Genomic DNA, 19,337 nt, shown 5'->3' with positions numbered 1-19,337 from the left:
GACCTTCGCAATCAAATCAGCGCGGGAGTAGCCTCGGCTCTCCCGCGTTTTTTTGTGGCCAGTAATCTCCCCAGCAAGGATTCCCCAAATGCCCAAGCAAGTTCTCGACGTCGGTAGCTGCGGCTACGACCATGGCTCGCTCCGCAACCTGATCGAACGAAACTTCGACGCCAAAGTGCTCCAGTCGCACGGCCCCAAAGATACGCTGCGAATGCTGCGCGAACAAACCTTCGCGTTAGTAATCATTAATCGAAAGCTCGACCGCGATCATTCCGATGGGATGGATATCTTGCTCGACATCAAGTCGGACGAGAAGCTGCAAGACATTCCTGTCATGATGCTATCGAACTACGAAGATGCCCAAGCCGCCGCGGAAGAAGCGGGTGCGGTGCCAGGCTTCGGCAAACGCGACCTGGGCAAAGAAACGACCCTGAATAAATTAACCCCCTACCTCGGTTAGCCATGGCAGAGATTACCTGGAACGACTTCGAGGCTGTCGAGCTTCGCGTCGGCACGATCGTTGAAGCGGAAGACTTTCCGGAAGCACGTCGCCCCGCCTACAAGCTGATGATCGACTTCGGCGATCCTATCGGCGTGAAGAAGTCGAGTGCTCAGATCACGCAGCTCTACACGCGTGAAGAATTGATCGGCAAGCAGATCGTCGCGGTCACCAACTTCCCTTCTAAGCAGATCGGTCCGATCCGCAGCGAAGTACTGGTCACCGGGTTCTATGCCGAAGATGGAGCGGTCACGCTCGCCGTTCCGGACAAGCCGACCACCAATGGGAATCGGCTTGCCTGACGTTTTACGACGCCGCCGAGCGCGGCGTTATTTCATGATCTGCTGCGAGATGCAGTGGAACGCTCCCAGGCCCCAGACCAGGTCGATCGCATCGATCGGCACCATCTTGCGATCAGGGAAGCACTGCTGCAGTGTATCGCACGCCTTCTCATCGGCATCGTCACCAAACTGCGGCACGACAACGATCTCGTTGGCGATGTAGAAGTTGCAGTAACTGGCCGGCAAGCGCTGGTCGTCCTGATACTTCGCCTTTGGCAGATGCAACGGAATAACTTCCAGCGGCTGACCATTCAAGTCGGTCATCTTCTGCAAATCCTGGAAGTTCTGCTGCAGACCTTCGTAGTTCTCGTCGCTCGAGTCTTCTTCATAGGCAGCGACGACGGTGCCAAGCCCAACAAAGCGAGCCAGCTCGTCGATATGGCCGTCGGTGTCGTCGCCGGCGATGCCACGATGCAGCCACAGAATCTGTTCGGCACAAAGGTAGTCGCACAGAAACTTCTCGGTTTCGGCCTGTGACAAGTGCGGGTTGCGATTCGGATTGAGCAGACACTCGGTCGTGCTCAGCACCAGCCCTGCCCCGTTGCCATCGACGGCGCCACCCTCCATGACGATGCCTGGCTGAAACCGGCCGAAGCCAAGCTTCTCGGACAATCGCTCAGGCACCGCGTCGTCGTTATCCCACGGCGGATACTTGCCGCCCCAGGCGTTATAGTTCCAGTCGACCGCCATCCAAGGCTGCCCTTTCGGAGCCTGGAGAAAGCTGGGGCCATGGTCGCGAGCCCACGCGTCGTTAGTCGGAATCGCGTGGATCGAAACGTTCGGCAGGTGTCCGACCAGATCTTCGGCCTGAGTCAGCACATCGCCGGCAGCTGCCAGGATGTGGACATCTTCGACCTCGCTCAAAGCGGTGACCAGCTTCTTATAGACGCCAGGCACCGGCTCGAACTTATCGGGCCACGAGTTTCGGTTATGGGGCCACGACAGCAGCGTACCCACGTGCGGCTCCCATTCGGCCGGCCAGCGGTAACCCTGCTGTTTGGGCGTGAGCCGATCGATCATGTGGTGATGTCCCCATCGATGAAGCGCTTGGTCAGTCCGCTGTAGGCATCGATACGGCGATCTCGCAGAAACGGCCAATGCGTACGCGAGAAGTCGATCTGAGCCAGGTTACATTCAACGACCAGGATCTCTTCGTTTTCGTGCGAAGCAACCGCCAGCATCTTGCCGGTTGGATCGACGACGAACGAGTGGCCCCAGAACTCGATGTTGTCTTCGATACCGACCCGGTTCGGAGCCGCCACGAACACGCCATTGGCGATCGCGTGACTTCGCATCATCGTTTCCCAGGCCGAAACCTGGGCAGGACCGTACTCTTCCTTTTCCGGATGCAGCCAACCGATGGCGGTCGGGTAGACCAGAATCTGAGCGCCAGTCAGTGCGGTCAGGCGCGCTGCTTCCGGGAACCATTGATCCCAGCAGATGCAAACGCCGACGCGGCCAAACTTGGTATCGAACGTCCGGAAGCCGACATCGCCCGGCGTGAAGTAGAACTTCTCGTAGTAGTGCGGATCGTCTGGGATGTGCATCTTGCGATAGATCCCCAGAAACGCCCCATCGGCATCGAAGACGGCAGCCGTGTTGTGATAGACACCTTCGGCCCGTTTCTCGAACAGCGACGCCACAACCACCACGCCATGCTCTTTGGCGGCAGCCTGGATCTTCTGGCTGGTTGGGCCAGGGATCGGTTCGGCCAGCTCGAACTGGATGTGGTCTTCTTCCTGGCAGAAGTAGAGACCGGGGAACAGTTCCTGCAGGCAAACGATGTTGGCTCCCTGCTGGGCTGCCTGAGCGATTTTTTCGATCGCCTTCGCGACGTTCTCTTCTTTGCGGTCACTGCACGTCATCTGAACGACGGCAACGTTGACCTTCTCCGGTTTGCTCATGTTTTCGACTGTTTCTTACCTAACGGGGCGCTGGGATGCGAACTGGCAAAATGGTACCTTTTCCCCTATGGACAGAAAACCACCAAAGGGACTCTTCATTACCGGAAATAATACGGCCGTCGGCAAGACCCATGTCTCGGGTTTGATTGCCCGCAGCTTGACGGCCCAGGGGCTCCGTGTGGGCGTCTACAAGCCGGCTGCCAGCGGTTTGATTGAGCTAGATGGCCAGTGGGTCTCGGAAGATGTCCAAACGCTCTGGCAAAGCAGTGGCAAAATCTGGGATCGCTCACGGATTTGTCCGCAGACCTTCCATGCCCCGTTGGCCCCTCATTTGTCGGCACGTGCGGAAGGGAAAGAGCTCGACCGGGTCCTTCTCCGCCGCGGCCTCGACTATTGGAACGAGCTCGCCTCGAGCGGTCAGTGCGACATGATTCTGGTCGAAGGTGCTGGCGGCCTGATGTCGCCGATGTCGGACGAAGACTACGTCGCCGACCTCGCTCTGGAATTCGGGTTTCCGCTGCTAGTCGTTGCTGCCAACCGACTTGGAGTGATCAACGAGACGCTTCAAACGCTGATCACCGCGAAGGCCTATCGCCAGGGCCTCTCCGTAGCGGGGATCGTTTTGAACGATCTCTCGCCCGAACTCGACGACGTCAGCCGAGCCAGCAACTGGGCCGAGCTCGCCTCGCGATGCGATGTGTCGATTCTCGCCCATGTTGGCTATCAAGCCGAGCAGTTTGCCGCCGAGGTCGACTGGCTGTCGCTGGCCGGTGCTGGCACTCGCTAGGGCATAATTTCTAAAAAAGTCGATCTCGCAGGAATCGGTATCGGTGGATGGCTCGTCTGTTCTGGTGAGCTCACCTTGTTCGTCCAGCCAATGGACACAACCTCCGAAAAACCAAATTGTGCGGATAAGACCCATGAAAAAGATCTGGATTCTGACTCCTCTGTTGCTCGGCGTGGCTTTGGTGGGCTGCAGCGCTGATCGGCCTGTCGCGACCGGAGACGTCGCTCGCCCCGAAAGCACTCAATCCCCCGCGGAACCGATCGACGAGATGGTGATCGAGGACTTCGAGCCGATTTACGAAGGCAACGCCGACAGTTCTCGAGGAAGCCGCGTGGCTCCATCACAAACGGATGGTGCCGCCTCGGCGTCCACGCAACCATCCGACATGGGAATGGGCTCGATGGAAGGCATGGGCCTGGGTGGAGGCTATGCACCTCCTACGGAAAGTGAGTACCGAGGCGGGATGACATCCGACCTGAAGCGTTCGAACACGCCTTTCAATCAAGGCATGGAAGAAGCACCGCCAGCACCAGCCGGGGTCGAACTCGATGCAGCACCCAACAGCTATGGGGCCATGCCAGGCGTGGGAGGTCGCTCGGCCGGAGTGGGGAACGAACCTGGGGCAGCGTCACGACCTGCAGCCACACCGGCACCAACCACGCCTACTCCGATGAGTATTCGCGTCGAAAAGTCTAAAGAGCACGCGGAATCCGAAATGGATTTCCTGCCTGGATACTATGCCGAACCAGGCAAGCCCGTCGAATCCATGGCTCGTCAGCAGAACAAGAAGGAAGTCGAACGCCTGAAGCAGTCCCAAATGGGCGATACCCTCAATCGCTTGCCGGAATCGATGACCGAGGAAAATAAGCCCGGCTCCGGCGTTGGGCCCGGAGATAGTGGCGACAAGTTTGAACCAATCGAAGAAAACAACTTCATTGCCGTGGCCGATCAGCCGCTGTCGACCTTCTCGATCGACGTCGATACGGCCAGCTACTCGAAGATTCGCTCTTACTTGAGCCAGTTCAATCAACTGCCACCTCGTGATGCGGTTCGTGTGGAAGAACTGGTCAACTACTTCACCTACGACTATGCCCAGCCCACCGACGAACATCCATTCGCCGCCAACGTGGAAGTCGCCAGTTGCCCTTGGAACCCAACCAATCGCCTGGTTCGGGTCGGCATCAAGGGGAAAGAAGTCAACATCGACGAACGCCCTGCCAGCAACATTGTTTTCCTGCTGGATGTCTCTGGCTCGATGAACTCGGCGAACAAGCTTCCCCTGCTGAAAAAGGGGATGAAGATGCTGGTCGACCAACTGGGCGAGAACGACAAGGTCTCGATCGTGGTTTATGCCGGGGCAGCAGGCATCGTGCTGGAACCAACCTATGGCTACGAGAAAGCAACCATCCTGGCCGCACTCGATCGCTTGCAGGCAGGCGGTTCGACCAACGGCGGGCAAGGGATCCAGCTGGCCTATAAGCTCGCCACGGATAACTTCATTCAGGGTGGTACCAACCGCGTGATCTTGTGCACCGACGGCGATTTCAACGTCGGCGAAACGAGCACCGGCGGATTGGTTGGCATGGCCGCCGAGCAGGCCAAGAAGAACATCTACCTCAGCATCATGGGCTTCGGCATCGGCAATCATAACGACTCGATGCTGGAACAATTGTCGAACAAAGCGAACGGCAATTACTCGTTCATCGACAACGACAAAGAAGCCGAAAAAGTGCTCGTCGAACAGATGAGCGGCACGCTGCTGACGATCGCCAAGGATGTGAAGATCCAGATTGAATTCAATCCAAAGAAGGTCGCCGGCTATCGCCTGGTTGGTTACGAAAACCGCTTGCTCGCTGCCCAGGACTTCAACGACGACAAAAAGGATGCCGGTGAAATTGGAGCCGGCCACACCGTGACTGCCTTCTACGAAATCGTTCCGGCCCAAGGTGGTGGGGATGACCAGATTGTCGCAGCCGAACCAATGGTCGACGAACTGAAGTATCAGACCAAGCCAGAAACGACCGAGGCTGCCGACACCAACGAACTGATGACTCTCAAACTGCGATACAAGCAGCCGGAGTCGGACGTCAGCACGTTGATGACCTACCCAGTGCTCGACGAAGGTCACCAGTTCAACCAGGCGACCGGCGACTTCCAGTTTGCCTCGGCGGTCGCGATGTTCGGTTTGAAGCTTCGCGGAAGCCACTTCCACGATGAAACAAACTTCGCCGAGATCGAAGAACTGGTCGCGTCGAACGTCGATGGTCCTGGGGCTTCGTACCGCGAAGAGTTCCTCAACATCGTTCGCCAGGTCGAGAAGCTCGATAAGTAACTTCGCCCGGCTTGAAAGCGACATCTATCGATAGATGAACCAGGGGCAACTTGCCCCTGGTTTTGTTTCGAACCGACCTATTTGGTCGGCCACAATCTTAAGGCTCTTGTGAAGCCTGACAGAAACGCCGGAAGCGGCCGTTTCGTCCCGGCACACCTTCTTACCCGCGATAACTGCCAGTGGTTTGCTGGCAGTCAGATGGCAACCGATCTCAATCGCGATATCACCACACTCAATTATCCAGCAATTAGGCACAACCACCAAGCAACCATTCTCAATACTTACCAAATCTACAACACTCGCGTGACGTATTTGCAATGGCGCAGCGACCTGTCACCGCAAAAATATTCAATAACCTTGGTTTTTTGCGTGCCCCATCTCTTGCGAGCCGCCTCGGTTACCCGGCCAGCGGATGCCGCCGACCATTTCGGCCGCCTCCACTAACCCTACTCGTCACCCCAGCTCGAGGTATTTTCTCATGCGAATCCATACGCAGCGTGGCTTCACGCTTGTTGAACTTTTGGTTGTGATCGCCATCATTGGTGTCTTGATCGCCCTCTTATTGCCGGCTGTCCAGCAGGCTCGCGAAGCAGCCCGAAGGATGCAGTGCACCAACCACCTGAAACAGCTCGGTCTGGCGATGCACAACTATCACGACATCTACCATGCCTTCCCTGCGATGAGCTACGACCACGAAGTGAATGGCGGCAACGAAGGAACCCATTCGAGCTGGAGCTGGGGCACATTGCTTCTTCCACAGATCGAACAGTCAGCTGCCCACGATATTTTGGCACCAAGCTCGCCCGATCGTTTACACGAAGCGGTTGGCAAGGCGGCCAAGCTTTCAGTGCTGCAGACCCCGATCAGTGGCTTCCGCTGCCCATCGGATACCGGCCCACCACTGAATTCGCATTACCTGATCAATCAAGGCAGCCCCGACTACGAACTGGCGACTTCCAACTACATTGGTGTGAATTCGGCGGGTGACCTCTCGCGAGAAGATCGTTACCTTAACGGGATCTTTGTCCCCGGGACCGACGTCGCCGGCAATCGCCAGACCCGTATCGGTATGCGAGACATCACCGACGGGACCAGCAACACGGCCATGATTGGCGAACGTGCCTGGATGCTGTTTGGTGTGGAGCTGGGTGCTGCGGTGGTGTTCGGTCACAACGGCAACGCCGACATCGAGTCGAACCACGACTACAGCAACGGCTTCATTAGCGTCGCCGGTGGTGGCAAGCCTTACATCAACGAAACGATGACCTGTGGCTCTTCGTGCAACGACAAAGATGGCCGCCAAGGCTTTTCCAGCAACCACCCTGGCGGAGCCCAGTTTGTGTTTGCTGATGGCTCGGTTCATTTCATTACCGAACACATCGACCACACGCCCGATGGAAACACGCCATCGGACTCGACTTACGAACGTCTCTTGAATCGACGCGATGGGAACCCGGTTCAAGGTTGGAAATAACTTCCAACCGCTCGCGGTTCTTTTCCGATACCATCCCCACTCTGTTCAAGGAATACGTTTGATGAGTATTCACTCTACGATTCCCGTGTTGTTGCTGGCGGCAGCTGCCCTGCTGATGGCCGGCTGCAGCTCGGGCGATCATCCGAATGTTGGTCGCGTCCACGGCAAGGTCACCCTCAATGGCGAGCCGATGGAAGGCGTGGTCGTTTCGTTCGAGCCAGCCGAAGGCGGACGGGGCTCGTGGGCTTTGACCGATGCTGAAGGCCAGTACGAACTGAACTACAACGCGAATACGCGCGGCACTCGGACCGGCGACAATCTGGTTCGGCTGAGCAAGCAGAAGCCAGTCATCCGCGACGACAACGGCCGGGTCACCGATCCCGGTGTCAAAGAGAAGTTTCCGGCCGAATACAACACCGAGTCGACGCAGGTCGTCACCGTCCAAGGAGGCGATAACGAGTTCAACTTCGACGTGGTCAGCGATTGACACCTGCCGACAGCCCTACAATCGTCACAACCAAAAACCAGGAACGTGAAATGTTCCTGGTTTTTTGCATGGACCATGCGATCTCCCCTCGTCGGAGGACCATGCCCAACGGAACGTCCTAAGCTTCTTGCATCTCATTCTGTCCCCCCAGAGAATAACCTTCTCGCTCGACGGCAGATCGAGGATAGCCATTCGCAGGAAACCTTTCCCCCGGGTCGCACTTGTGGCCTGACCGGAATGTTGTTCTATCACTTAGGATTCCCATGTTCGTAGCAACTCCGCGCCGCCTCTTGTTCTTTGTCGTAACGTCCGTTTGCGTCGCTTTCGCAGTTTCCACCGCCCAGGCCGAAGAGACCCTTTGGACCACACGTGGAGCAAGCGGCCAGCTTCTGTTCAGCAAAGATGGCAAGTACGCCTGGTCGTCCGTTCCTGGTGACACGAATGTAACCATCCGAGAGAACAACGTCTGGGAGATGCCTGCCGGTACGAAGGTCAGCGGTTGGCAAGATCGGGCGAGCACCGTCTTTCGTCATTTCCTGAACGACGGCAAACATCTGCTGCAAATTGGCCAGGCCTACACCGAAACGAATGAAGCACGCAACGAAGGACGCGTGATCGAACTAGCCACGGGCAAATCGATTCTCGATGTCGACGTGCCGTCGCGAATTATATCAGTCGTGGTTACCAAGGATGACAAGGTTTACTTCTTCACTCTCCAAGGGTCGACCCAGTTCGATACGAAGACAGGCGAACAGAAGCTGGTTTCGGATATCATCGCTTCGCAAGTTGCCATCATGCCAGAAAGCGGCCGCGTGCTGGCGGTCATGGATCCGCTGGGTGAATTGCAAGACTCCGTTTACGTCTTCAACTCAATGGCCGACTTTCTGGCCAAACGCAAGCCTCGCTACAAGTTCGGACCTTTCGAGGTCGCTCACGTGACCCCGGCACCAGACGACAAGACAGTCGTCATCCGGCACCTGGCAACGGGCAACGATGGCCTGGAAGTCGAATCGTTTACGTGTGTCGATGTGGTTCGCGGTCGCCGACTAGCCCAGTATCAACTGGCGAATCCTTCGGGGATCGGCGAGCCTGATTACTTCTCGGCGGATGGCAAGTGGGTGATGACCGGCGCGCCACCGACGATCACGGTCTTCAATGTCGAAAAGAAAGAAGGCACGCCGCACGAAGATGACAAAACGCCGGTTGGTTTCACGCCAGGCAGTGCGTTGATCTTGTCGGTCTATGGCAAGCCATTTCAGTTTCTCGACCCTGCCACCTATCAGCCGCTCGACACGCCGCTGGAAGAAAAGTGGCTGAAGGTGCCGGCGAAAAGCGGTCGACGCTAATCGTTCGATCAGGCTTGAATGGCACGTTGTCCCTCGACTGACGAAGGCGGCTTTATGTTCTGCAATCGCTTCGCTGCCTCGCTGTGCACGGTACTCGGTACCTGGTGTTGGCTGCTGAGTTTCGCCTCGACCGGGCTGGCTGCCGAGTTCCTGGTGATCTCGGACATCCACTTCAACCCGATGGGACAGCTCTCGAAGTCGCAGTTCCAAACGCTGCACGACTTACCGGCCGACCAGTGGGGCAACTTTCTGATTCAGCTTGCCCCACAGCCCAATGGATTGGGGCAAGATAGTAACTACGCGTTGATGACTTCGGCCCTGGACGCCGCCCAGAAGCGTTTGCCGGAGCCTGCTTTCGTGCTCTACCCAGGCGACTTCCTGGCCCACGACTGGCAAGCCACCTACGACAAGCTGGCCCCGCAAACCATTGCGGAAAACCCGGAAGCATTCCGTCAGTTCACCAACAAGGCGTTAATGGTGATCTCGGCGGAATTCGAGAAGCGTTTCCCACGGACTCCCATTCTCGCCACGCTAGGGAACGATGACTCTTACTGCGGCGACTACTGGATTCAACCCGGTGGTTCGTTCCTGAAAGCGTTCGCCGAGACATGGCGTCCTCGATTGGGCGATCCTGCCACGCAGGCCTCGTTCGACGAAACCTTTCCTCGGCTCGGTGCCTATCGCGCCGATCTGCCAGGCTTCGCCCAAGATCGCTTGCTGGTGCTGAACTCGGTCCTGTGGTCTGGCAGCTACTGCTGTGCGTACCATGCCCCCGGTAACCAGAACTGCTGCGAGTGCAGCAATCCCGGCACGCAGCCAGGTCGCGAGTTGATGGCTTGGTTCAAGCAGGAACTTGCTCAGGCAAAGCTCGACGGGAAGCGGATCTGGCTTTTAATGCACGTCCCGCCAGGGCTCGATAGTTACGTCGAAGAGAAGTCGAGCGGTAAGAGCAAAGCGGCCGAGATGTGGACCGACGAGTTCATCACCCGCTACCTCGCACTGATCGATGAATATCGCGACATCCTTCATGTCTCGTTCACAGGGCACACGCACATGGACGACTACCGGATCGATCAGATCGATGGCGAGCCGGTATTGCTGCATAAGATCTCACCCGCGGTCAGCCCGATCTTTGGCAATAACGCGGCGTTCCAGGTCTTCCATACGGCGGACGATTCGTCGTTGATCACTCACTGGGAATGCCACATGCTGAACCTGGCTTCACTTCCCAAGGCCCCCTTACCAGCGTGGCGACAAGAGTACGATTCGCGGCGGACCTATGGCCTGGAAGAGGTCACGGCCCGATCGATGACTGCGTTGCTCCAGAAGATGCGAGCCAATCCCACAGAAGAGCACGCGACCGCCTATCGACAGTTCTACACCGTCAGTGCGTCGACGATCAGCACGAAGGACTTGCCAATCTATCTATGCACGGTGTTGAACTCAACGTTCGAGGCGTTCACCCGCTGCTTGAAGTCGCACGGGCTCGAGAAGCCAACGCACGTCGCCGAGCCTGCCGAGCTGCGACGAAACGCCGGCAAGATCGCTTCGTCTGCCTCTCCTTGAAGAAGGTTCTATTTCCTTCGTTCCTGGTGCAGGCCCTCGAAGTAGTCTTGCGTCAACGCGGGATCGATTTTCTGAAAGAAGTTGAGCGTGATGTTCAGCTTCTGTTTCAAGCGCGGATGGCTTTGGACAATCTCCCAGGTCGCTTTGTCCCCGGAGAAGAGGAAAGCAGCAAAGCCATTGAAATCGTTTTCCATCGTCGATTGTGCGTACTGCCTGAGAAATCCGGCCGAATGCAACTTCGTATCGCTGCGGAGGCTGCTCTTGTTTTGCTTGATCGCGTCCACGCCATTTCCCAGGTACTCGAATCCCTCAGGACATGCCGCCAGCCAGGCGGTTGCGTCGAAATCCGAAGGGAAGTTTCGTAGAAGAATGCTTGAGAACTCGGCGTGAAACACTGCTTCAATGTGTTGGTCGGTGAAACCCCGTCTTGGGGAATCGACCGTCACGTAAACCACGGTTCGGGAATTCGTTCCGCTGGTGCTGACGCCGCTATAGCTCAGATTGGAGAGCAGATAGACAGCGTCGAGATTCTGCTCGATGACTCTGGCAGGATATTTTCGCAGCGCTTCCCCGACGATTTTCAACGCTCTCTCGTGCTGGGCAGCGTCGAGTTTCTTTCCGGACGCCGAGATCGGTGCCTTCCGCCACGATGCGGGAAACATCGTGGAATCGGATGTCGTGCGGATTGGTACCGGATCTGACGCGAGGACCTGCTCGTCGGCGTAGCTCGGGCGAAGCTCTACTTGCAGGCAAAGAACCAGTAGCAGCAACGTGATTGTTCTTTGGTTTCTAGTCATCGTCTTCATAGTTGATGGAACAAGAAACAAAAAAACGTCCGACCGCGAAGCCGAACGTTTTGTAGAAGTCGATCTGACACAGCGTTTACTTCTTCACGCGTTCGACGTATTCGCCGGTGCGGGTATCGACGCGGATAACGTCGTTCTGGTTGACGAACGCCGGCACTTGGATTTCGGCACCCGTTTCGATCGTGGCAGGCTTGGTCACGTTGGTGGCAGTGTTACCCTTGGCACCTGGTTCGCAGTAGGTGACTTCCATTTCGACCTGGATCGGTGGAGTCATGTCCAATGGGTTGCCATTGAACAGGGTCATCATGCACTTCATGCCATCCTTCAGGTACTTCCAGCCATCGCCCACGGCGTCGGCATCGAGTTCGTACTGCTCGAAGGTCTCGTTGTCCATGAAGACCCACGTGTCCCCTTGCTTGTAGAGGAACTGCACGTCGGTTTCTTCGACGTCGGCGGATTCCAGCGTTTCACCACCACGCAAGGTTCGGTCCAAGTTGGTGCCGCGGATCAGGTTCTTGAGCTTACACTTGTACAGCGCGTTCCCCTTACCTGGCTTCACGAAGTTGCACTCGGTCATGATGTAGGGTTCGCCGTCGATCTGAACCTTCAGACCTTTACGAAAATCGCTGGTACTGTATTGCACTGGGGGACTCGCTGAAAAAAAGAGATCCGTCGTCTATCCAATGCCTCGGGGCTCCTTTCGCCCCTAGGCTTTTCTGTAAAATGGAAAGATGAACATTGTAACTACCGATTCGCAATCTGCGAGTAGCAATTGTATCGCGAACCCCAACCAGTCGCCTAGCGAGGGTTGGAAAGGCTCGATGCGCGCCGCATTTCGGCGACTCGACGACCTGGCGGCCTATCTGCAGCTACCAGAATCGGTCGGAGACGGAGTGCAAGCAGCCAGCGACCAGTTCCCGCTGTTCGTCCCGCGCGAGTTCGCCGCCAAGATGACGCCCGGCGATGTGCTCGACCCGCTGCTGCTCCAGGTGCTGCCACATCCACTGGAAACCGTTTCCACGGAAGGCTTTACGACAAATCCAGTCGGTGACGACGAGGCCACCCTCACGCCAGGTTTACTGCAAAAGTACCACGGTCGAGCCTTGATGGTGACGACTGGGGCATGTGCGGTCCATTGCCGATATTGCTTCCGGCGGCATTTTCCGTACAGCGAAGGACCGAAGGGAATCGGGGCCTGGGAGCCCGCCTTAGAGGCGATCGCCGCGGACCAATCGCTTCACGAAATCTTGTTATCAGGTGGCGACCCGCTCACGTTGACCGATGGAATTTTGCGGCAACTTGCCGAGCGGATCGCCTCCGCCAGCCATGTTCGACGGCTGCGGCTGCATACCCGGCTGCCGGTCATGATCCCCAGCCGGATCGACGACCAACTGCTGGCCTGGCTGACCGGATCCCGGCTGAAGCCATTTTTGGTGATCCATACCAACCATCCGCGCGAGCTGGCCGAAGATGTCGCCGGAGCCCTGGCCCGTTTGACCGAGGCAGGCGTACCGCTGCTCAACCAGACGGTCATGCTGCGAGGCGTGAACGACCAGGCCGAAACGCTGATCGAACTCTCGGAGAAGCTGCTCGATCTGGGTGTGATGCCGTATTACCTGCATCAACTCGATCGGGTGCAAGGCGCCGCTCACTTCGAGGTCCCCAAAGCCGAGGGATTTCAGATCGTGGAAACGATGCGAAGCCGGTTGCCTGGCTACGCGGTGCCACGTTTCGTCGAAGAAATCGCCGGCGATACCAGCAAACGGGTGATCGCCTAGCGATACGTTTCTCAACAAGTAAAAAGAAACAGCACGACCTGCCGGCGATGGCGGGTCGTGCTGCGACAAAACTTTGCCTCGCAAGATACCCTAATTGGCGGGCTGGGCGAGTAGCTCTTCGATCTTCTGATTCAGGATTTCGTAGTTGGCTTCGGTCGCGCCGACTTTCAACAACTGGATCTTGCCGGTCTGATCAATCAGCACCATGTGCGGAATGCCTGAGACCAGGTAGAAGTCGTACAACTCGCGAGGCTCCGCCACCATCGCGGTCGGATAGACGAGGTTGTTCTCCTTGATCAAACGGGCCATCGCGTTCTGCTCGATAGCAGGCTCGACTTCCCCCTCACCTTTCTCTGGATGCTCGGCGTCTTCGGGCCAATGGAAATCGTAATACGTCGTCACGCCGATCACCTGCAGGCCTTTGTCACCATACTTCTGCTGCAGCTCGTTCAGATGCGGAAGGGCTTTGATGCATGGATGGCACCATATCGCCCAGAAGTCCAACAGCACCACCTTGCCCTTCATACTGGCCAGGTCGATCGGTTCGCCATTGAGCCACGCATCGACTTCAAACGGATGCATATCTTTGCCGACCATCGCATCGAACTTGCGCTGCCGCTCGAGACGTTGCAGCATGTCATCGAATCGACGCGAGATCTGGCTGTAGATCTTGGCAACGTCGTCGTCCGATTTTTCTTCGGCTTGCTTGGCGAACTGGCTCTCGTCCTTCAGCCACTGTTCATTCTTTTCGACCTGTTCGCTCAAATCCTGCGGGAGGTTTCGCGACAGAAGGTAGGTGAACTCCTGGGCAGTCTGCGGATCGTTTGGATTTTCCACGACCGCCTGACGAACCTGGTCCAACGTCTTCCCCTGGACTGCCAGCTTTAGATCCAGATTCTCGAAAATGCCATGCATCATCCGCACGGTCATCGTGGCCGTTGGGTCCGAACTGACGTCTAGATTATCGAGCGTTTCGCGCACAGCAGCGAGCCGCTGCTTGGCCTCTTGGGGAGACTTCTCGATAAGCGCGTTGATCTTCTCCGAGTTCTTATTGCAGAACTCAATAAAAGCTTCGGTATCTTTCGGATCGGCTTTAAAACGGTTCAGCGCATCGACGGCCAAGACACGCGATTCGCCCGTTGCCGTGGCTGGTTCTTCGGCACGCAGGGCCGGGGTGCTGCCCAACGCGAGCAGCAGAAATGCAATCAATATTCGTGTGGTCTTCATAGCCTGATCGCTTTGGTGAGAAATCGTTTAAGTAGAAACAGTCCAATCGCCACGAGTCCCCTCAACGAGACTCGTGGCAGGATTCATCGACGGCAGAAAAAGCTTGCGACCGTTATTCAGCAAGCAGCTTTTGAATGGTCTCGTCGAGTTTGATCAGACCTTCTTCGTCGATGCCAACTTCGACCAGACGAATCTTACCGTCGCGACCGATCAGCACCAGTTCTGGAATGGCAGTCACCGAGTAGAAATCGTAGGCCTCTTCCGACTCAGCTAGGACGGCAGTCGGGTAATTCAATTTCTTGTCTGTGACGAGCTTATTCAGTGTGACCTGTTCCAGTTCTGGCGTCATGTCATCCGGCTTGATGCCTTGGCCAGAGAAGTCGATCTTGTAGTACGTCGTGACACCTACGACCTGAAGGCCCTGGCTACCGTACTTCTCTTGCAGGTCGACCATGTGTGGGAAACCGGCGATGCAGGGACCACACCACAGCGCCCAGAAGTCGAGCAGGATCACCTTCCCCTTCATCTCTTCCGGGGTGAGACCTTTTCCATTGATCCAAGCATGCGGCACGATCGGATACATCTCTTTGCCAATCATGACCAGGAAGGCACGTTCGCGATCGACCGTCGCGATCATCTTTTCGATTCGGCTATCGAGCGACTTGTAGGCGCGCTCGGCCTTGGCATCTTGCGAGCGCTGCTGCTGAGTCTGCGAGAACTGCTGGGCAGTTTTGGCGTATTGCTCCATCTTGTCGAGATCGTCGCCGAGTTCTTCATCGAAGACCATTCGCAGCTTCATCGTCAGCAGGCTGATCGCCTCGAAGTCGTCGGGATTTTCGACCAGGCGGGCTTCGATATCTGCCTGCGAAGTTTCACGGGCTCCCAGTTCGATCTTCAATCGCCACAACTGATTGCCCAGGCTGTTCAAAACCATCTGGGTTGAAATGGTCGCCTTCGGATCGACCGTTTCCAGAACCTTTTTGATCGCCGCGATTCGCTCGCCTGCTCGGGCTGGGTTCGACTGCAGATCTTGTTCGATCAGCTCCAGATTCTTCAGCCCAAAGTCGTGCAGCGTGTCGGGCTTGGTCGTATCGGCCCGATAGGCCTCTAGAACGTCGAGCGCGACCAGTGGCGACTCGGCGGACTCGGTTGCAGCCGGCGGTGTCCCATCTTCAGCCGCGCAGACAACATGGAGTGAGCCCAGCGGCAGAAGCACTGCCGCGAGCAACGTGAGAGAGAGTTTCATCATCGATTCCTGTGTGGGTGGAGACCCGCGAAGCGCTGGGGTCGCCTAAGGGGAAAGTGACCGGCCCGCATGCTCAGCGGCGCGATCACAGCTACCTGGGGCGATATACGAAAAAACGCATGACGGGGATTTACCCATTATCAATCCCCAAGCCAGAAGGGCTAGCGATTCGCACCCAGAATCGACGCTTTTTTATACTTTTTAGCGCAATGCACTCCCCGCGACACGGGGGGTCGGTCGAGCTACTCTTCCATTCGCTTCAAGGCTTCCCCGATGACGGCTTCCAGGTCGAGTTGACCATTTCCGATGCTATCCATGATCGAATCAATTCGCATATCTACTTCGTACTCTTGTACTTGCGAGATGATCTGATGGATTTGGGTGTCGTTGTATCCCTGTCCCTTAAGGAAGGTCGAGAGCTCTTCGTACTTATGGAAATTGTCCTGCGTCGTCATGGTTTCCCTCGTTCGTGGAAGCGCAGTCCGGCACGTTTGGGGGCGTGGGACCTTGGATCAAAAATGCTCGATTTAACCCATCTGGCGTGGTAAGTTATGGCAACTTCCCTCCGACCAACTCCCCTAATCTTACCCCACAAATCGACATGATCGAGATTTCTGCACTGGCATTTCGAAACCGTGGTTTTGCCTGCCTGATCCTGCTGCTCATCCCTTCATTTCTTCTGGCCGACGAGCCGATTTGGAAGCCGGTCCTGCAAGGGAATGCGAACGACTGGCCTGCCTGGCGAGGCCCCGAGGGAACCGGCGTCGCGCTGGCCAAGACTGCTCCGACCAAGTGGAATGAACAAGAGAACATCGCGTGGGAAACTTCACTGGAAGGCTGGGGCGATTCGACGCCAGCGATTGTGGGCGAGCATGTCTTTGTGACGTTACAAAATGAATCGAACGAGCTCCGTTTGATTCGCTTGAATGCCGAGACGGGCGAGATCGATCGCAACATCCTGGTCGACCAGGCCGAGACGCCTCGGACCGCTCCGAAGCGAAAGACCCAGAAGTTCCATAACCTGCACAATCTCGCCAGCCCTTCTCCGGTGGTCAGCGGCAACTACGTGGTGGCTCACTTCGGCAATGGAACGTTGGCGACGTATACGCTCGATGGCGAAAAAGTGTGGCAGCATAACCTGCAGCAAGAGTTCGGCGAGTACTCGATCTGGTGGGGACATGCCAACAGCCCGGTCGTCTACGATGGGCTGGTGATCTCGGTTTGCATGCAAGACTCCCTCTCCGATCTTCAAGACGAGCCTGCCAAGAGCTACCTGGTTGCCCACGATCTGAAGACGGGCGCGCAGCGCTGGATGACGATGCGGATGACCGGTGCCCCGGCCGAAGAAGCGGACGCATACACGACACCGCTGCTGCTGAAAAAAGATGGCAAGACGCAGTTGGTCGTGATGGGTGGCAACACGCTCGACGCTTACGACCCTGCGACCGGCAAGCAGTTGTGGTTCTTACCAGGTCTGGTCGGAGGCCGCACGGTCACAGGGCCGATTGTCGCCGATGGCAAAGTATTCACAACGCGCGGTATGCGAAAGCCATTGCTTTCGGTCAAGCTGGATGGCAACCAGGGAGAACTCACGGAGGACGCCATTGAATGGGAAGTCGATAAGTCGACGCCAGACACGCCTTCCCCAGTCTATGCCAACGGCATGCTGTTCACGGTGACTGACGACGGCATCGCCCATTGCTACCGGGCAGAAGATGGCGAGCTGCTGTGGCGTGAACGTCTCGGTGGCAACTTCAAGGCATCGCCGATCGTGGCTGCTGGCAATGTTTATTACTTGAACATCGACGGCAAATGCACCGTGGTCGCGGCGAAAGATTCGTTCGAATTGGTCGCTGAAAACGAGTTGAAAGATACCACGATCGCGTCGCCAGCCGTTGCCGGCGGCAAGCTCTTCCTGCGTGGCAAGGCAAAGTTGTACTGTATCGGCAAGTGATGGTCCGGCCAGGCTTCGCTTAAGGAGCCAACCGTTTGATCTGGACCTGAATCGTTCCTTGATTGTCCGACAACTCGGCCGGGCTCTCGTTCACTTTCAGGAACAACACCGAAGGTGTGCCAGGGTACAACGTCGTCCCCAGCCCGACCTCGTTGGTCTTCACCAAGGGGGTGATCGCTCCGCCATTCCATGGTTCCGGTCGGAGCGAACCGACCAGTTGCCCCATGGGGCGACCTTGCCAGTAATGAATGGTGACGCCGTTGGGTTCGCTGATCCAAGGCGTTCCATCGTTGCGAATTTCGTACTGACCGACCGCCTGGACCTGGTACTGCTGGTTCGCTTCCAGCAAGATGCCGGTCGACTGCCAGCCTTGGTTCGCTTGTATCTCAACCACCGCCGAATCGCCCGTGAGGGGCTGCGGGTCGCGGTATTCGATCTCGTTCCGCTGCCAGTCGTAGCCATATTCGGCATTGGTAACGAACACTTCCCACGACTCAGCCAGCTTCGGCATCACGTCGCCAAGCTTGTCCCACAGTCGCTCGCTGAAACCGCCGGTCAGCTTTACCTCGGCGACCATGTCGCGGAACGCTTCCTTCGAGAGGGTGTGGTTATCGAGAAACGCACACGCCCCCCAGCACCACGCATACGGTCGGTTCTGCAGGAAACTATCTTGAGGCGTCGCCATGATGCGGCTCAGCGATAAGGCGTTGCCTGCTTTGACTTCGTCCTGGATCACTTTCAAACGACCCCACATCGGCGTTGCTTCTTTGGAAGCTGGCATCACGCGGGTTTCGAGTTGTCCGTTCTCCCAGCGATGGGTTCCGAAATGCTCGGCCATCCCTTCCATGTACCAAGGCGGACCGGCGCCCCCCAGCAAGATGTTCATGAAGGCGTGCGTGCCTTCGTGAATCAACAGATGGCGTCGATAGTAGTCACTCGGCTGATCGAGCAACCAGACGGCGTCACCGCGATAGTAACCATGCAGAAACTCCGGGAGCGAATCGGGAAAGATGCCTGCTCGGCGGAACGGCTCTTTGCTCGACATCAGCACCGCTTTGATCTTCCAGTCGGCGTTGGCAGCTGGATCGACGCGGAAATATTCGCACCACTGCGGATAAGCGGCATCGAACACGGCGGGCAGTTCCTCGATCTCCGGCGACTCGGCCAGATCGGTGTAGAGGATGACATGCTTCCCTTCCAGCGAGCGGATGCCGTTCGCCTCGAGCTGGGCCGGGTCGACTTCGAATTCGATCTGAGGTTCGATACGCCCCACCTTCAAGCGATTGCGAAGGGCATCGGTGCTCATGAATCCCTCGCCCAGGGCGTTCGATCCATCCGACTTGGGCTTCGACGGGTCGGCCCCCATCGATGCAGTTCGAATTGACTTGGACGGGGTTGGCTTCGTTTGCGCCGGAGGCTTCGGCTGCGAAGGGGCCGGAGCAGGCGCGACAGGGTTCGGGCTCGTTTCTGGCGGCGGCTTCGGTTCAGAACCGCCACAGCCAGGCAGAAAGAGCATGCACACCAAGATTCCGAGAACAATACGATCCATGGGCCGCCTTTGCCCCAACAGAAGACAAGTAGTCGATTTAG

At 57.1% G+C, this 19,337-nt stretch carries 19 protein-coding genes; 11 read left to right on the top strand and 8 right to left on the bottom strand.

The annotated features are described in order from the left end of the window. Positions 1 to 88 precede the first annotated feature (88 nt). Positions 89 to 460 (top strand): response regulator, encoded by a 372-nt coding sequence (locus AB1L30_RS21670; protein WP_367015916.1) that lies wholly within the window; start codon positions 89 to 91, stop codon positions 458 to 460. Between the two features lie 2 nt (positions 461 to 462). Continuing rightward, complete coding sequence (locus AB1L30_RS21665; protein WP_367015914.1) at positions 463 to 801, top strand: tRNA-binding protein; 339 nt, start codon at positions 463 to 465, stop codon at positions 799 to 801. Between the two features lie 27 nt (positions 802 to 828). Here AB1L30_RS21665 and AB1L30_RS21660 read toward each other — a convergent pair whose 3' ends face one another. Both AB1L30_RS21660 and AB1L30_RS21655 read right to left on the bottom strand, forming a co-directional pair. Further along, entirely contained in the window at positions 829 to 1,860 is a 1,032-nt protein-coding gene (locus AB1L30_RS21660) for an agmatine deiminase family protein (RefSeq protein ID WP_367015912.1), read from the bottom strand. Further along, positions 1,857 to 2,744: a carbon-nitrogen hydrolase gene (locus tag AB1L30_RS21655; protein ID WP_367015910.1), complete on the bottom strand. Its 888-nt coding sequence runs from the start codon at positions 2,742 to 2,744 to the stop codon at positions 1,857 to 1,859. Before AB1L30_RS21655 ends, AB1L30_RS21660 begins: the two co-directional genes overlap by 4 nt. A 67-nt stretch (positions 2,745 to 2,811) precedes the next feature. On the opposite strand from AB1L30_RS21655, the gene bioD reads away from it, so the two are divergent. The 7 genes from bioD to AB1L30_RS21620 all read left to right on the top strand — a co-directional run bounded on the left by bioD (position 2,812) and on the right by AB1L30_RS21620 (position 10,736). Then, the gene (bioD, locus tag AB1L30_RS21650; RefSeq protein WP_367015908.1) at positions 2,812 to 3,531 is read left to right on the top strand and encodes a dethiobiotin synthase; all 720 of its coding nucleotides are present in this window, start codon (positions 2,812 to 2,814) and stop codon (positions 3,529 to 3,531) included. A 133-nt stretch (positions 3,532 to 3,664) separates the two neighbouring features. After that, positions 3,665 to 5,863 (top strand): VWA domain-containing protein, encoded by a 2,199-nt coding sequence (locus AB1L30_RS21645; RefSeq protein WP_367015906.1) that lies wholly within the window; start codon positions 3,665 to 3,667, stop codon positions 5,861 to 5,863. 198 nt (positions 5,864 to 6,061) lie between these two features. Further along, positions 6,062 to 6,307 carry a hypothetical protein gene (locus tag AB1L30_RS21640; protein WP_367015904.1) on the top strand — a complete coding sequence of 82 codons (246 nt, stop codon included), beginning with the start codon at positions 6,062 to 6,064 and terminating at the stop codon, positions 6,305 to 6,307. Between the two features lie 34 nt (positions 6,308 to 6,341). Then, the gene (locus AB1L30_RS21635) at positions 6,342 to 7,337 is read left to right on the top strand and encodes a DUF1559 domain-containing protein (protein ID WP_367015902.1); all 996 of its coding nucleotides are present in this window, start codon (positions 6,342 to 6,344) and stop codon (positions 7,335 to 7,337) included. A gap of 61 nt (positions 7,338 to 7,398) precedes the next feature. Further along, positions 7,399 to 7,824 carry a carboxypeptidase regulatory-like domain-containing protein gene (locus AB1L30_RS21630; RefSeq protein ID WP_367015900.1) on the top strand — a complete coding sequence of 142 codons (426 nt, stop codon included), beginning with the start codon at positions 7,399 to 7,401 and terminating at the stop codon, positions 7,822 to 7,824. Positions 7,825 to 8,087: 263 nt separating this feature from the next. After that, positions 8,088 to 9,170 carry a hypothetical protein gene (locus AB1L30_RS21625; protein WP_367015899.1) on the top strand — a complete coding sequence of 361 codons (1,083 nt, stop codon included), beginning with the start codon at positions 8,088 to 8,090 and terminating at the stop codon, positions 9,168 to 9,170. A gap of 18 nt (positions 9,171 to 9,188) precedes the next feature. After that, positions 9,189 to 10,736 (top strand): metallophosphoesterase, encoded by a 1,548-nt coding sequence (locus AB1L30_RS21620; protein WP_367015897.1) that lies wholly within the window; start codon positions 9,189 to 9,191, stop codon positions 10,734 to 10,736. A gap of 8 nt (positions 10,737 to 10,744) precedes the next feature. Here the strand turns inward: AB1L30_RS21620 and AB1L30_RS21615 are convergent, their stop codons facing one another. Together AB1L30_RS21615 and efp are read right to left on the bottom strand one after the other, a co-directional pair. Further along, positions 10,745 to 11,506, bottom strand: coding sequence for a hypothetical protein (locus tag AB1L30_RS21615; protein ID WP_367015895.1), 762 nt, complete (start codon positions 11,504 to 11,506; stop codon positions 10,745 to 10,747). A gap of 112 nt (positions 11,507 to 11,618) precedes the next feature. Further along, positions 11,619 to 12,185, bottom strand: coding sequence for an elongation factor P (gene efp, locus AB1L30_RS21610; RefSeq protein ID WP_367015893.1), 567 nt, complete (start codon positions 12,183 to 12,185; stop codon positions 11,619 to 11,621). Between the two features lie 88 nt (positions 12,186 to 12,273). Here efp and epmB point away from each other — a divergent pair, with 88 nt between their 5' ends. Then, positions 12,274 to 13,320, top strand: a complete 1,047-nt coding sequence (gene epmB / locus AB1L30_RS21605; RefSeq protein ID WP_367015891.1) for an EF-P beta-lysylation protein EpmB — start codon at positions 12,274 to 12,276, stop codon at positions 13,318 to 13,320. A gap of 90 nt (positions 13,321 to 13,410) precedes the next feature. Here epmB and AB1L30_RS21600 read toward each other — a convergent pair whose 3' ends face one another. The 3 genes from AB1L30_RS21600 to AB1L30_RS21590 all read right to left on the bottom strand — a co-directional run bounded on the left by AB1L30_RS21600 (position 13,411) and on the right by AB1L30_RS21590 (position 16,248). Further along, positions 13,411 to 14,547 (bottom strand): redoxin family protein, encoded by a 1,137-nt coding sequence (locus tag AB1L30_RS21600; RefSeq protein WP_367015889.1) that lies wholly within the window; start codon positions 14,545 to 14,547, stop codon positions 13,411 to 13,413. A gap of 112 nt (positions 14,548 to 14,659) precedes the next feature. Next, the gene (locus AB1L30_RS21595; RefSeq protein WP_367015887.1) at positions 14,660 to 15,796 is read right to left on the bottom strand and encodes a TlpA disulfide reductase family protein; all 1,137 of its coding nucleotides are present in this window, start codon (positions 15,794 to 15,796) and stop codon (positions 14,660 to 14,662) included. Between the two features lie 239 nt (positions 15,797 to 16,035). Next, complete coding sequence (locus AB1L30_RS21590) at positions 16,036 to 16,248, bottom strand: hypothetical protein (RefSeq protein ID WP_367015885.1); 213 nt, start codon at positions 16,246 to 16,248, stop codon at positions 16,036 to 16,038. A gap of 146 nt (positions 16,249 to 16,394) precedes the next feature. Here AB1L30_RS21590 and AB1L30_RS21585 point away from each other — a divergent pair, with 146 nt between their 5' ends. After that, positions 16,395 to 17,747: a PQQ-binding-like beta-propeller repeat protein gene (locus tag AB1L30_RS21585; RefSeq protein WP_367015883.1), complete on the top strand. Its 1,353-nt coding sequence runs from the start codon at positions 16,395 to 16,397 to the stop codon at positions 17,745 to 17,747. A 19-nt stretch (positions 17,748 to 17,766) separates the two neighbouring features. On the opposite strand, the gene AB1L30_RS21580 is transcribed toward AB1L30_RS21585, so the two are convergent. Next, positions 17,767 to 19,296, bottom strand: coding sequence for a hypothetical protein (locus tag AB1L30_RS21580; protein ID WP_367015881.1), 1,530 nt, complete (start codon positions 19,294 to 19,296; stop codon positions 17,767 to 17,769). Positions 19,297 to 19,337: the final 41 nt, after the last annotated feature.

The organism is Bremerella sp. JC817, assembly GCF_040718835.1.
In the GTDB taxonomy this organism is placed as follows: domain Bacteria; phylum Planctomycetota; class Planctomycetia; order Pirellulales; family Pirellulaceae; genus Bremerella.
Note: the sequence above shows the minus strand (reverse complement) of the source record. Positions and strands in the feature narration are given on the sequence as shown.